Here is a 13,189-nt window from a genome sequence, read left to right as displayed (position 1 = left end):
GGAAAGCACTATGACAGAACTGATCCCCGTCACCATCATCACGGGTTTTCTCGGCAGCGGGAAAACCACCATGCTCAAGCGCATATTGCAGGGCGATCACGGCATGCGCATCGCCGTGATCGAAAACGAATTCGCCGCCGAAAGCATCGACCATGGCTTGCTGGTGCAGGACAGCGACGAGCAGATCGTGGAAATGAACAATGGTTGCATCTGTTGCAGCGTGCGCGGCGACCTGATCCGCATCCTGGGCGAATTGCACGCCAAGCGTCAAGCCGGAACCATCGCGTTCGACCACGTGATCATCGAAACGACGGGTCTGGCCGCGCCTGGTCCCGTGGCGCAAACCTTCTTTGCCGAGCCCTCCATCAGCGAGTTTTACATGCTCGACGCGATTTTGACGGTGGTCGACGCGCGCCACGCGCAGCAGCAATTGACGGCGCACAAGGAAGCCCAGGAGCAAGTCGGCTTTGCCGACCGCATCCTGCTGTCGAAGACGGACCTGGTCAGCAAGGACGAACTGGCCGCGCTGCGCCAGCGCTTGGTCGCCATCAATGGCCGTGCCAGCATACAGAAAGTCAGCTTTGGCAATGTGCCGCTGCGCGACATCCTGAACATTCGCGGTTTCAATTTGAACGCCATCGTCGAGCTGGAGCCGGATTTCCTGGGGGAACTGGGCCACCGCCATGGCGACGGCGTGCAATCGTTCGTCTACCACCAGTCCCAGCCCCTGAATCTGCTGCAGGTGGAAAATTTTCTTGATGCCGTGGTGCAGCTGTTCGGTGCCCAGCTGATGCGCTACAAGGGCATTTTGTATGTTGCCGACCTGCCATGCCGCGCCGTCTTCCAGGGCGTGCATATGCTGATGGGCTCGGAACTCGGCGCGCCGTGGCGCGATGGCGAGACGCGCGCCAGCAAGATCATTTTTATCGGCCGCGACTTGCCGCAGGATATGCTGATCCGGGGCCTGGACCGTTGCGTGGTCGCGCTGGCCACGGCGGACAGCCCCGTCGAGGTGGCCGCATGAGCGTGGAAGCGGGCTTGCCCGCCCTGGCGCTGATCTTTCTGCTTGGCATGCGACATGGCCTGGAACCCGACCACCTGGCCGCCGTCGATGGCTTGACCTTGCGCAGCCAGGCCGCAGCGCCGCGCTGGGCGCCGTGGATGGGGGCGCTGTTTGCGCTGGGCCATGGCGTTACCGTGCTGGCCATCGTGGCCTTGGCCGCCGTGGCGTCGCAGCAATTTACACCGTCTGAAGCCGTGTTCGGCTGGCTGGAATGGCTGCCCATCGCCTTGCTGCTGTTGATCGCTGGCATGAATGCGCGCAGCTTGCTGGCCGGGGCGCAACTGGCCGAGGTGCGCGGACGGCTGTTGCCACGGTCGCTGCGGGGCGCATCGGGGCCGCTGGCCGCCATCCTCGTCGGCATGCTGTTCGCGCTGGTGTTCGACACGGCCCTGCAGGCGGCCGCCTGGGGCTACGCGGCCGTTGCGCTGGGCGGCATGCAGCCAGCCTTGCTGACGGGCCTGGTGTTTGCCGTCGGCATGGGCGTGACGGATACCTTCGATGGCTGGGTCACGGCAAAGGTCATGCGCACGGGGCAGGCGGATATCGTGCGCGCCTTCCGGCGCCGCCTGGGCTGGCCCATCGTCGCCGTCTGCGTGGCCATGGCGACCTATATGGCGGCAGGCAAGTTTGACTCCGCATGGTCGCTGCCGGAAAGCTGGACGGCGGCGCTGGGCGCGGCCATGGTATTGCTGATGGCGGCCCTGTACGGCTGGACCTTGCTGGGTTTGCGCCGCGTGCGTGCCTGAGGCAGTGGCGTGGGTATAATGGAAAAAAACTGCCGGATTCCACCATGCCCGCACCCGAGATCGTCATTCGCCTGCTGACGCCAGCCGACACCACCGCCTTTTGCGCGCTGCGCCTGCGCGCCATCCTTGATTCGCCCAGCTCGTTTTCCTCGTCGCGCGAGGATGAGCTGGCGCGCACGCCGGAAGAACATGCGCAGCGCATCGCCGGCGGCCCGCTGCACAGGGCTTTCGGTGCCTTCGATGGCGAACGCCTGGTCGGCTTTGCCGGCTTGCGGCGCGAATCCATGCGGCAACTGTCGCACAAGGCCTTGCTGTGGGGCGTGTTCGTCGATGTGACGCAGCGGGGCAAGGGCGTGGCGCGGCGCCTCGTGAACGCCTGCATCGAACAGGCCGAGACGGACCCTGCCGTCATGCAAGTGCATTTGAGCGTGAATGCGGAAAACAATGCCGCCTTGCGCCTGTATGAATCGCTGGGATTTATCGCGTATGGCACGGAGCCGCGCTCGATGCGCGTGGGCGAGCTATTTTATGACGAGCATCACCTGGCCTTGCTGCTCAGGTAACCCCCGCTATTTGCAGCGCGGGCACAGGCCCTTGATCAGGTAATCGACCTCGCCGCCGCTGAAGCCTTCCGGCAAGAGCACGGGCGGCGGCAGCTTGACTTCATTGAAGCAGGTGACGTTCGCGCATTTGGTGCACTGGAAATGCGCGTGCTCGTGCGCCTGGTGGCCGGCGCCCGCGCTGAAGCGCCACACCTGGTCGGCGCCCGCGATGCGGTGCACCAGTTCATTTTCCGTCAGCCATTCCAGCACCCGGTACAGGGTGACGGAATCGATGTCGCTGTCCTGCGACAGCGCCTGCTGGATTTCATGGTGGGTCAGCGAACGGCTTTGCGCCATTAAAAAGTCGAGCACCTTCACGCGCGTCTTGGTGACGCGGGCGTTGGTGTTGCGGATCAGCGATTCGGCTTGCGGTGTAGAAGATGTTGTCAACATGATAGGCCTGCTTGCGGGGGATCGGCTGGCGGCGTCATCGCCGTGCCCGTTGCCACCCTCTGGGCCGTATCTTAGCATGCGTGCCGCTCCCGATGGAACGGCGTCACGGTTTGAACGTCCAATAGCGGCCGGCCACCGTGTCGACGGGGTCGAGAAAGCGCTGGTCGGCGCGCGCATGGTTGCGTATCAGATAAAACATGTCGGACAGGGCGGAGCGCTTTTCCGCGAAATACATGTGTTTCATGAAGCTCGTGTCGACCCCGGTGGCGTCGATGGTTTCCACGCCCGCCACGATCAGCATGCCGGCGCCGCTGTCGCCCGCGCGCGCGTAGCCGTGCACGGCTTTCGAGGCGGCCAGGGCCAGGTCTTGCGACGAGGCATACAGGGTGACGGGGTTGCGCGCGCCGGCCAGTTTCGGCGCGATATCGTGCTTGAAGATGGCGGCGTCGATGTCGGGCGCGGACAGGATGATTTCCGTGATCTTTTGCGCCAGCTGCGGCTGCGCGGCCAGCAAGTCGGCCACGGCGCGCGTCAGGCCCCGGCTGCCCATGCTGTGTCCCACCAGATAGACTTGCGCCGCCTCCGTGCTGGCAAGAAAGTCGGCCAGGAAGGCCGTGAGGTGGGGCGTGCTCCACTCGATATTGTTTTCATCGATGGTGTAGCCGGCCACCTCGCCGCGCGACGGCCAGCTGTAGAACGCGGGCGCGCCATCGAAACCGAGGTCGTAGGCCATCTGTCCCGTGCGCCGCGCCGCATCCTCGAAACTCACGTTGTAACCGTGCACGAAGACAAAGGCGCTTTTATCGGCCGAGGCGCGGATCTGCGTTTTGAGTGCGGCAAAGAAATTGTCGCGGTCCTGCACCTCGGCCGACAGCAGCACCACGTGCTTGGTCGGGTCGTCGCGAAACTCCAGGCGCCACAGCGATGGCGATTCCAGCTGGCCCATGCGGTGGTCACGGGGAATGCTGACGTCGCAGCTGCCATAGCTGAGCGGGCCATTGCCGCTCATGATGTTGCGTTCACCGCTGAAGCGCTGGGCCGGCGGCTTGCCCACATCGCGCTGGCGGTCGGTGGCGAAATACACCTTGACCACCGCATAATTCGAGACGACGGCGCTTTTATCGGCCGGGGCGGGCACGGCTTCCACTTCGGGTGCCTGGGGGAAAGGGCGCTGCAGCGCATCTAGCAAGCCTTGCGCGGCAAACAGGGTTTCCATGTCGTCCGGCACTTTCGCGCTGGACAGGGCGGCCGACAGGGCCAGTTGCAGCTGACTATTTGCAGGCTCGGCTTCCAGCGCGGCGATGGCGGCCAGGATGGCGGCCGCGCCGTCGAACCTGGTGATGGCCTGCTTCAGCCGTTGATAATGGCTGGCGACGGCTTCAGGCGCGTGGCCGGGCGCGCCATGCCCGATGGCTGCCACCACAGCGGAAGTGATCAAGTCCATGCGCCACCTGCCTTTCAGGTCAGTCTGGATTAAATGTCAACCCATCGCCATAAAAGCACGCGAAAAGCGACTTGTCCAGCGGCGCGCGCAGCGGGCCTGTCAACGGTCAATGCTGCTTGTCGTCGCTGAACTGCTGCGCCAGCGATTGCAAGGGCGCCACGGTCAGGCCGCCGCGGCTCACGTGCTCGGGGATGGCGACGCGCACGGGCTTGCTGTGCATATTGGCGGACGACAGCACGTTCGTCGTCGTCTCGGGCGCCGCATTCCATACGGGGTCGACGATGCCTTCGAACACATGTTTCAATTGCTCGCCCCAGGTGTCGCGGATCATGCGGAAATACTGGTTCTTTTCATCGATGGTGACGAAGCGCGTGACGGCCAGGCTACCCGTCTCATAGACGAGCAGGTCCAGCGGCAAGCCGACGGAAATGTTCGAGCGCAGGGTCGAATCCATGGAAATGAGGGCGCACTTGGCCGCCTCGTCCAGGCGGGTGAACGGATTGACGACCCGGTCGATGATGGGCTTGCCATATTTGGCTTCGCCGATCTGGAAATACGTGTTTTCATCGTGCGATTCGATGAAATTGCCGGCCGAATACACCTGGAACAGCCGGCAGCGCTCGGTGCCTATCTGGCCACCCAGGATGATGCTGACGTTGAAATCGATGCCGCAGTCGGCCAGGGCCTTCGCTTCGCGCAGGTGCACGGTGCGCACGGCTTCGCCCACGATGCGCGCCGCGTCGTACATGCTGGCCACGTTCCAGATGCTGCGTCCATCCGCATCCACGTGTTCGGAAACGATCTGGCGGATCGCCTGCGAGATCGACAAGTTGCCGGCCGTCATCAGGACCAGCATGCGGTCGCCCGGGTTTTCGAACACGCTCATCTTGCGGAAGGTGCCCACCTGGTCCACGCCGGCGTTGGTGCGGGAGTCGGACAGGAAGACCAGGCCTTCGTTCAGGCGCATGCCTATGCAATAAGTCATCGTCGTAAATCACATCAAAAGGGGAAGCATTTTACACCAGCCGGGCCTTGCCACCTGCTGGCAAGGCCCGGCCAGCCTCATTCCTGCCAGTTATACGGGCACAATCTGCACATCGACGCTCAACGTTTCCGTGCCGCCACCCTGGCGCACGCCGCGCACGGGCGCGGCCGAATCGTAGTCGCGTCCGATGGCCAGGCGGCAATACGCATCCGTCATCAGCCGCGCATGCGTGACGTCGATGCTGACCCAGCCCGCAAAATCCGTGTCCTCGGCCCACGCGTCGACCCAGGCGTGGCTGGCCGCGTGGCCCGTCGTGCCCGGATCGATGTAGCCGGACACATAGCGGGCCGGGATGCCCCAGGCGTGGCAGCAGGCCAGGAACAGATGGGCGTGGTCCTGGCATACGCCGCGGCCCAGGGCCAGGGCGTCGCCAGCCGTCGTGGTGACCATGGTGGCGCCGCTTTCATACGCGACCTTGCCGACGATGTGCTCGGCCAGGCGCAGCAGATGGCCCGTGCCCGCCGTCACGTGCTGGTCCGGCAGGCTGGCGGCCGCCAGGTCGAGGATGGCGGGATTGGCCAGGGTCAGCGGCGTCGGCATGGTAAACAGCAGCGGCGACAGGGTATCGATCAGGTTCAGCCGTCCCTTGTGCGGGTAGATGGTTTCCACCACGCCCTGCGCCACCAGGCTCAGGGAGTGATGGCTGCCGTTAATCGTCAGCATGTGCGACAGATTGCCGTAAGCATCCGTGTAGGCGTGGCACTGGCCCGGCGTCGTGATTTGCCAGGACAATGCCCGCTGCTGCGGCTCGATACGCGGCGTCAGGTGCAGCTGCTGGATGGTGTGGGCCAGCGGTGCGCTGTAGGCGTACTCGGTTTTGTGGCGGATGGTGAGCTGCATCAGGCCGCCAAGGGAACGAGGAAGTCGCGGCTGACCCGGTTGCCCAGGTCATTGATGTTTTCCAGAAACTCCGTCAAGGTCAGATGCAAACCCGTCTTCATGATGTCGTCGATATGGCCGAATTTCAGTTCCGCGTGCAATTTGCCGGCGAAGCGCTCCGTATCGGCCGACACATCGTTGCGGATGTGCTTGAGATTTTCCACCACGTCATCCATGCAGGCCAGCAGGGAACGCGGCATGTCGCCGCGCAGCATCAGCAATTCCGCCACCCGCGCCGGGGTGATGACGTCACGGTAGACCTTGCGGTAGATCTCGAAGCCGGACACGGAGCGCAGCAGGGCCGCCCAGTAATAAAAGTCGCGCTGGGTAATGTCTTTCGACGTGTCGCGCGCGCCGTGGAACTTCACGTCGAGGATGCGCGCCGTGTTGTCGGCCCGTTCCAGGAAGGTGCCCAGGCGAATGAAGTGGATGGCTTCGTCCTTGAGCATGGTGCCCAGGGTCACGCCACGCGACAGGTGCGAGCGGTACTTGACCCATTCGAAGAACTGGCTGGGATCCGTTTCCAGCAGATTGCTTTTCAAGCGTTTCTGCATGTCGAGCCAGGTGGCGTTCTGGATTTCCCACACTTCTGTCGTCAAAGTCCCCCGCACGGCGCGGGCGTTTTCGCGCGCGCCCGTCAGGCAGGCGAGGATGGACGAGGGGTTGTTCGGGTCGCGCACCATGAAGTCGAGCACGTCGCGCGTGTGGAAGCGGCCATATTTGTGGTCGTAGGCGCTTTGCAGCTCGGAAATGCCCAGGGTGGCGCGCCAGCCTTGCTCCGCGTCCTGTTCGGACTGGGGCAGCATCGAGGTCTGCATATTGACGTCGAGCATGCGCGCCGTGTTTTCCGCCCGCTCCGTGTAGCGGGCCATCCAGAACAAATGATCGGCGGTGCGGCTCAGCATGTTTTCTCTCCTGCAAAAGCGGATGTGGCTTCCAGTACCCAGGTATCCTTGGTGCCGCCCCCTTGCGAGGAGTTGACCACGAGCGAGCCTTCACCGAGCGCCACGCGGGTCAAGCCGCCCGGCACCATGGAAATCGTCTTGCCGGACAGCACGAACGGCCGCAAATCGATGTGGCGCGGTGCGATGCCGGCCTCGACATACGTGGGGCAGGCGGACAGGGCGAGTGTTGGCTGGGCGATGTAGCCGCCCGGATTGGCCAGCAGGCGCTGGCGGAAGTCCTCGATCTGCGCCAGGCTGGACGCCGGCCCCACCAGCATGCCGTAGCCGCCCGCGCCATGCACTTCCTTGACGACGAGTTGCGCCAGGTTCGCCAGCACGTAGGACAAATCGGCCGGTTTGCGGCACTGGTACGTGGGCACGTTGTTGAGTATGGGTTCCTGCGACAGATAGAACTTGATCATGTCGGGAACAAAAGGATAGATCGACTTGTCGTCGGCCACGCCCGTGCCGATGGCGTTCGCCAGGGTCACGCGGCCGGCGCGGTACACGGACAGCAGGCCCGGCACGCCCAGCGAGGAATCGGAGCGGAAGGCCAGCGGATCGAGGAAATCGTCGTCCACGCGGCGATAAATGACGTCGACTCTCTTCGGACCGCGCGTGGTGCGCATGTACACCGAGTTATCGTTGACGAACAAATCCTTGCCTTCGACCAGTTCCACGCCCATCTGCTGGGCCAGGAACGCATGTTCGAAGTAGGCGGAGTTGTACATGCCTGGCGTCATGACGACGACCGTCGGGTCATCCACGCCCATGGGCGCGACCGAGCGCAGGTTGTCGAGCAGCATATCCGGGTAATGGTCGACGGGCGCGATGCGGTTACGGGCGAACAGTTCCGGGAACAGCCGCATCATCATCTTGCGGTCTTCCAGCATGTAGGATACGCCGGACGGCACGCGCAGATTGTCTTCCAGTACATAGAATTCGCCCTGGCCCGCGCGCACGATATCGACGCCGGCGATGTGGGCATAGATGTCGGAGGCGACGGAAATGCCCTGCATTTCCGGGCGGTACTGGGCATTCTTGTAGATTTGCTCGGCGGGAATGATGCCCGCCTTGATGATCTTTTGCTCATGATAAATATCATGGATAAACATGTTCAAGGCTTGCACGCGCTGCACCAGGCCCGTCTGCATCTGCGCCCATTCCGTGGCGGGAATGATGCGCGGGATGGTGTCGAACGGAATCAGGCGTTCCGTGCCGGCATCGTCGCCATACACGGCGAACGTGATGCCGACCCGGCGGAACGTCAGGTCGGCTTCCGCCCGCTTGCGGGCGATGGTCTCGGGGGATTGCTGCTCCAGCCAGTTGCTGAATTCACGATAGTGTTCACGTACCTTGCTGTCCGTACCCACTTCATTTGCAGTCATTTCATTGAAAAAATTTGCCATGTTGTGATTTCCCTTGAGCCGTGTCTGACTATAGCTCAGCAGGAAGCGTGCCAATGCCGCACACCCGAAAGTATGTAGAAAATGACCATTTTTGTGGCGTAAAACCGTCATCCGCACCGCTTTGGTGCGCTACGGTGTCGATTCTGCAGGGCTATGGGGCGCGGGGCGGGTGAAATCAGGCGTCCGGCGTGACGAAGGGACGGCAATCGACGGGCAGGTCGATGGTAAACGTGGTGCCCGTTTCCGGCGCACTGTCGACCAGCGCGCTGCCGCCATGGCTTTCCGCCACGTTTTGCACGAAGGGCAGGCCGATGCCCCAGCCGGGCGCGCTGCCCTGGTGTTCGCGGCGCAGGTATTCGAAGATGCGCTCGGTCTGCTCGGGCGCGATAGTACTGCCCGTGTTGTGCACCGTGAGTATCATGCGTTCGCGCAGGGTGTTGACGTGGATATGGATGGGGCCGTCGTCGCCGTACTTGAGGGCATTGCCCACCAGGTTTTCCAGGGCCCGGCGCAGCGAATTTTCGCACCACCAGCCAGTGACGGACGCGCCCGTGACCTGGCACTTGCCCGGATGGCCCGTATTCACGCTGTCGGCCACCTGCTGCGCCAGCGGCAGGATATCGAAGCGATGCAAGACCAGCGGCAGTTTCTGCCCCCGGTGGTAGCTGAGCGTATCGAGCAATTCCTGGATCATGTCGTCGAGGCGCTTGCCGTGTTCGATGATTTTCGATGCCAGGGCCGGCACGTCGAGCTGCTGCGCGCGCCGCTGCAGCAGCTGGGCGCTGTTGAGCATGACGGAGAGGGGATTGCGCATGTCGTGCGACAGGCCGGCCGCGATGCGCCGCTGGAAGCTTTCATGCATGGCCGTAAATTCCAGGATAGCTTCGCGGATGCCCGTGTCGATCGAGGCATTGATCACCTTCCAGTCGCGGCGGCGCAACGGCACGCCCGCGTCGAGGGCCGCATCGGCGAAACAGTCGCGGAAGATCTGGTATTCCTGGATCACTTGCTCCGGGCCATAGCTGGTCATGCGCGCCCGTTCGTTGCCGTGCACGGCAGGGGCATTGGTATGGCTGGTGGCATCGTCGCGCGGATAGCCTGGCGTCAGCGCCTCGGCCAGGTTATCGAAGAAAGTGGGCAAGGTATTGATCAGGATGGGCGTCAGCAAGGCGTCGGCGCCGCGTACCTTGGCGCGCACCTCGTGTTCCCACTGTGTCAGCACGGCATCGCGCATGCTGAAGAGCCGCCGCGTGCGCGCGGGCATGTCCAGCGTGTGCATTTTCTGGTCAGAGGCATAGGTCATCGTAGCTCTCCCTGGACAGCTCGGCATCCGCGTCGTGCATCGGCGGGAGCTAAAGTATCCTCCAAATCGGCGTGCAGGTGGTGTTCAATTCGGCGCGTCGACGCCTGCAATGACGGCGCTCAAATGGCTGAGGGTCGTATCCCATTGTTCCAGCGAAAAGTTCTGCGGATCGTCATGACCGTTCGCAAAACCTGTGTCGATCACGACGTGGAAGGCGGGGATCAGCCACGTGCCCTTGCGCACGCTGGCGGCGATGTACAGCAAGGCCAGGCGCTCGTATTGCGCGGGCGTAAAACCGGGATCGGGCGCCAGGCCGTCGTTGCCCTTGCCGCCGCCGGGCACGGAGTGGCGCGGCTGCACCAGTTCCACGTGCAGGAACAGGCCCGCCAGCGACGGCTTGTCCTTTTCCAGCTTGCTGGCGTAGCTGGCCGTGCCAAAGTCGCGCACCAGCAAGGAGCCGCCCAGGCGGTTGACGTAGACATGGCCTTTCGGACCGCCGCCCAGCGCCGGGTTGCGTAGATTGAAATCGTTGAAATCCCAGCTGGCGTCGTTGATGTGGGCGGGAATGGGTTCCAATAAAAAATTCGGGTAGCTGGTGTCGTGGATGACGAAATAGCGGGCCATGGGTGCGGCCAGCCGGCCCACGGCGCGCGACAATGGCGCGTCGACGGGGCCGCCCACATCCGCCTCGGCGATCCCCTGTTCCGCCAGCCAGGCCCGCAACCGGGCCGGCGCGATGCCCGTGCGCTGGCCGATGCGGGCGGCAAGAAACGCCGGCAGCGGCGCGCTGTCGCCCAGGCGCGCATACAGCTTGACGGGACGCAGCAAGCACGTGGCTTGCGCCCGCGCATCGCCCTTGAAGCCGCTTTTCCAGGCAGCATAAGGGCAGGCGGCCTGCTTCTGGGCGGCAGCGGGCAGGGACAGGCAGAGCAGGAGCAGCAGGGCAGGGAGTCGTTTCATGCGGCATTGTCGCCCAAGCGCGGCTTGCGGCACAGGCGCGCACGCGAAAAAAAAGCTGCCCGAGGGCAGCTTTCGCGGTGCGACAGAGCGCGCGGCCTTTAAAACGCCACGCTGGCCGAGACGACCACGGTGCGCGGCGCGGCCAGCACCAGCGAGCCGATATTGAAGGACGACACGGCCGACGACCAGTAATTGCGGTCCGTCACGTTGTCCACGCGGGCGCGCAAGGTCACGTCACGGCCTGCCACTTGCGTCAGGTAGCGCGCGCCGATATCGAGGCGGGTCCACGATGGCAGTTGCTTGGTGTTGGCCTGGTCCGCGTATTGCGTCGAGGTGTAGATGGTGCGGGCGTTCAGGGTCAGGCCTGGCGCGCCGGGCACGTCCCATTCGCCGCCCACGCTCATCTGCGTTTCCGGTGCGCCAATGGGTTTCTTGCCATTATTCTCGGTCATGCCGGTATTGCTGAGCTTTGCATCGAGCCAGGTCAAGCCGCCCAGCAGGCGCACGCCCTGCATCGGCGTGCCGAAAACCGACAATTCCAGGCCACGGTTGCGCTGCTCGCCATCGAGTTCTGCCCGCTTGCCGACCACGGCCAGCAAAGGCTTGGCCGTGCTGAACAGGGCGGCGCTCATGCCCAGCTTGCCGCCGTCATATTTGACGCCGATTTCCTTTTGCTTCGATTTGTACGGCGCAAACACGTCGCCCATGTTGTCGACATTGAGCTGCTGGCCGTTTTCCACATACGTTCCAGTGGCCGTCGGACCTTTGACCAGCGCCTCGATGTAGTTGGCGTACAGCGACACATCCTTGCTGGCCTTGAAGACGATGCCAGCCACGGGCGTCGTGGCGCTCTCGTCATAGGCCTTTCCTTGCAGCACCGAAGTGTTGTAGTCGTAGCCGGCATCCTTGATCTGCTGGCGGCGCAAGCCCACGGTCAGCAGCAGCTTGTCGTCCATGAAGGCCATGGTGTCAGCCAGGGCATAGCTGTTGAGGATGGTTTTCTGGGTGATGCGCGGGTCGCTCATGATGCCGCCCGTGTAAGGTGTTGGCGGCGGGGCCACGCTGACCGGCGCATAAATATTGGTGGCAAACTTGTCGCCGATGGCATAGGCGTTCTTCGCCTCATTCCAGTGCCCGGACCAGCTGGCCACCAGGGTGTGCTTGACGGCGCCCGTCACGAGCTTGCCGCGAATGCCCAGTTCGCCCGTGCGGATCTCCTGTTTGCGGGCATTGTCGAAGCGCGACACTGTGGCGTCGCCATTGCTCGAGGTCAACGATGGCTCGGCCAGGCTATTGGCTTCCTTGGTCGAACGGGAGCCAAATGCGGCCCAGGCCACGACATCCTTGGCCAGGTCCACCTCGGCGCGCGCCGTGCCGAACACATCGTGTTCCTTCGAATAGCTCCAAGGCTGGGCAAAGTTCTTCGACGCATCGGGAGCGGATGGCAGTACAGCCACGGCGCCAATGGCGACGGAGGGGCGCGGCGCCGTCAGATCGAAATTCTGGTAGCCGGCATCGGCCGACAGACGGTAGTTGCGGCCGCGATAGTCGAGGCCCACCGAGAACATGCCCACGTCGTGGTCTTCGCGCTTGATGCCGGTCTCGCCCTGGCGCTTGGCGGCGTTGACGCGCACGCCGAATTCCTTGTTTTCGCCAAAGCGGCGCGCCACGTCGATGGCCGCATAGGCGTGTCCGCCCGATTCCACTCCCACGGTCAATTCCGTCAGCGGCGTGTTGCCGGCGCGCTTGGGCATCAGGTTGATGGCGCCGCCGATGCCGCTGCCGCCCGGTGCCGCGCCGTTGAGGAAGGCGCTGGCGCCACGAAACACTTCCACTCTTTCGAGCAGTTCCGGCGATACATATTGACGCGGCAGCACGCCATACAGGCCGTTGTAGGCCACGTCGTCCGAATCGAGGGCGAAACCGCGGATCACATACACTTCCTGGAAATTGCCATAGCCGCGCGACATGCGCACGGCCGGATCGCTTTGCAGCAGGTCGCCCACGCTGCGCGCTTGCTGGTCGGCGATGAATTGCTGCGTGTAACTGGTGCTGCCGAATGGCGAGTCCATCATGTCCACGGCACCGAGGATGCCCATACGCCCGCCGCGCGCCACCTGGCCGCCCGCATACGCCTTCGACAAGCCTTCCGCCGACGCATCTGCCGACGCGTTGACGACCACGGTCGGCATGCTTTGCGCGTCGCCGGCAGATGTGGTGGACGTGGTTTGGGCGTGGGCGGCGGCGCTGGCCAGCAGGAAGGCGGCCAGGGCGAACGGGGTAGGGACGAGGTGGAAGGTGCGCATGGTGTTATCTGGATATTAATGAGAATGATTATCATTATATTCCAGCGTGGCGCAGCGCGTGAGAAAGTGTGACAAAGCGATCAAAAAAGTCGCCA

The 13,189-nt window shown here is 63.5% G+C and carries 12 protein-coding genes; 3 read left to right on the top strand and 9 right to left on the bottom strand.

All coding sequences use genetic code 11. The features are described from left to right. Positions 1 to 10: 10 nt before the first annotated feature. From ACPJXG_RS14080 to ACPJXG_RS14070, 3 genes are read left to right on the top strand one after another with little or no spacing between them, the layout of a single operon-like run. Entirely contained in the window at positions 11 to 1,024 is a 1,014-nt protein-coding gene (locus ACPJXG_RS14080; RefSeq protein ID WP_425254632.1) for a CobW family GTP-binding protein, read from the top strand. After that, on the top strand, positions 1,021 to 1,809 hold the full coding sequence (locus ACPJXG_RS14075; protein WP_402718230.1) for a hypothetical protein: 789 nt from the start codon (positions 1,021 to 1,023) through the stop codon (positions 1,807 to 1,809). Before ACPJXG_RS14080 ends, ACPJXG_RS14075 begins: the two co-directional genes overlap by 4 nt. Before the next feature lie 44 nt (positions 1,810 to 1,853). After that, the gene (locus tag ACPJXG_RS14070; protein ID WP_278315869.1) at positions 1,854 to 2,372 is read left to right on the top strand and encodes a GNAT family N-acetyltransferase; all 519 of its coding nucleotides are present in this window, start codon (positions 1,854 to 1,856) and stop codon (positions 2,370 to 2,372) included. 6 nt (positions 2,373 to 2,378) lie between these two features. Here the strand turns inward: ACPJXG_RS14070 and ACPJXG_RS14065 are convergent, their stop codons facing one another. The 9 genes from ACPJXG_RS14065 to ACPJXG_RS14025 form a co-directional block, all read right to left on the bottom strand. Next, the gene (locus tag ACPJXG_RS14065; RefSeq protein WP_099401920.1) at positions 2,379 to 2,804 is read right to left on the bottom strand and encodes a Fur family transcriptional regulator; all 426 of its coding nucleotides are present in this window, start codon (positions 2,802 to 2,804) and stop codon (positions 2,379 to 2,381) included. 103 nt (positions 2,805 to 2,907) lie between these two features. Continuing rightward, positions 2,908 to 4,248, bottom strand: coding sequence for an alpha/beta hydrolase (locus ACPJXG_RS14060; protein WP_099401921.1), 1,341 nt, complete (start codon positions 4,246 to 4,248; stop codon positions 2,908 to 2,910). Positions 4,249 to 4,354: 106 nt separating this feature from the next. Beyond that, positions 4,355 to 5,233 (bottom strand): peptidase, encoded by an 879-nt coding sequence (locus ACPJXG_RS14055; protein WP_425254631.1) that lies wholly within the window; start codon positions 5,231 to 5,233, stop codon positions 4,355 to 4,357. Positions 5,234 to 5,323: 90 nt separating this feature from the next. After that, positions 5,324 to 6,133, bottom strand: a complete 810-nt coding sequence (locus ACPJXG_RS14050) for a transglutaminase family protein (RefSeq protein ID WP_035818818.1) — start codon at positions 6,131 to 6,133, stop codon at positions 5,324 to 5,326. Continuing rightward, positions 6,133 to 7,077, bottom strand: coding sequence for an alpha-E domain-containing protein (locus ACPJXG_RS14045; protein ID WP_035818820.1), 945 nt, complete (start codon positions 7,075 to 7,077; stop codon positions 6,133 to 6,135). Before ACPJXG_RS14045 ends, ACPJXG_RS14050 begins: the two co-directional genes overlap by 1 nt. Beyond that, complete coding sequence (locus ACPJXG_RS14040) at positions 7,071 to 8,525, bottom strand: circularly permuted type 2 ATP-grasp protein (RefSeq protein WP_225241265.1); 1,455 nt, start codon at positions 8,523 to 8,525, stop codon at positions 7,071 to 7,073. Before ACPJXG_RS14040 ends, ACPJXG_RS14045 begins: the two co-directional genes overlap by 7 nt. Positions 8,526 to 8,700: 175 nt before the next feature. Continuing rightward, positions 8,701 to 9,828: a sensor histidine kinase gene (locus tag ACPJXG_RS14035; RefSeq protein WP_425254630.1), complete on the bottom strand. Its 1,128-nt coding sequence runs from the start codon at positions 9,826 to 9,828 to the stop codon at positions 8,701 to 8,703. An 84-nt stretch (positions 9,829 to 9,912) separates the two neighbouring features. Next, entirely contained in the window at positions 9,913 to 10,788 is an 876-nt protein-coding gene (locus tag ACPJXG_RS14030; RefSeq protein WP_425254629.1) for a hypothetical protein, read from the bottom strand. A gap of 98 nt (positions 10,789 to 10,886) precedes the next feature. Next, positions 10,887 to 13,094 carry a TonB-dependent receptor gene (locus tag ACPJXG_RS14025; RefSeq protein ID WP_278315873.1) on the bottom strand — a complete coding sequence of 736 codons (2,208 nt, stop codon included), beginning with the start codon at positions 13,092 to 13,094 and terminating at the stop codon, positions 10,887 to 10,889. Positions 13,095 to 13,189: the final 95 nt, after the last annotated feature.

Source organism: Janthinobacterium sp. NFX145, from assembly GCF_049810325.1.
Taxonomy (GTDB): Bacteria; Pseudomonadota; Gammaproteobacteria; order Burkholderiales; family Burkholderiaceae_D; genus Janthinobacterium; species Janthinobacterium rivuli.
Note: the sequence above shows the minus strand (reverse complement) of the source record. Positions and strands in the feature narration are given on the sequence as shown.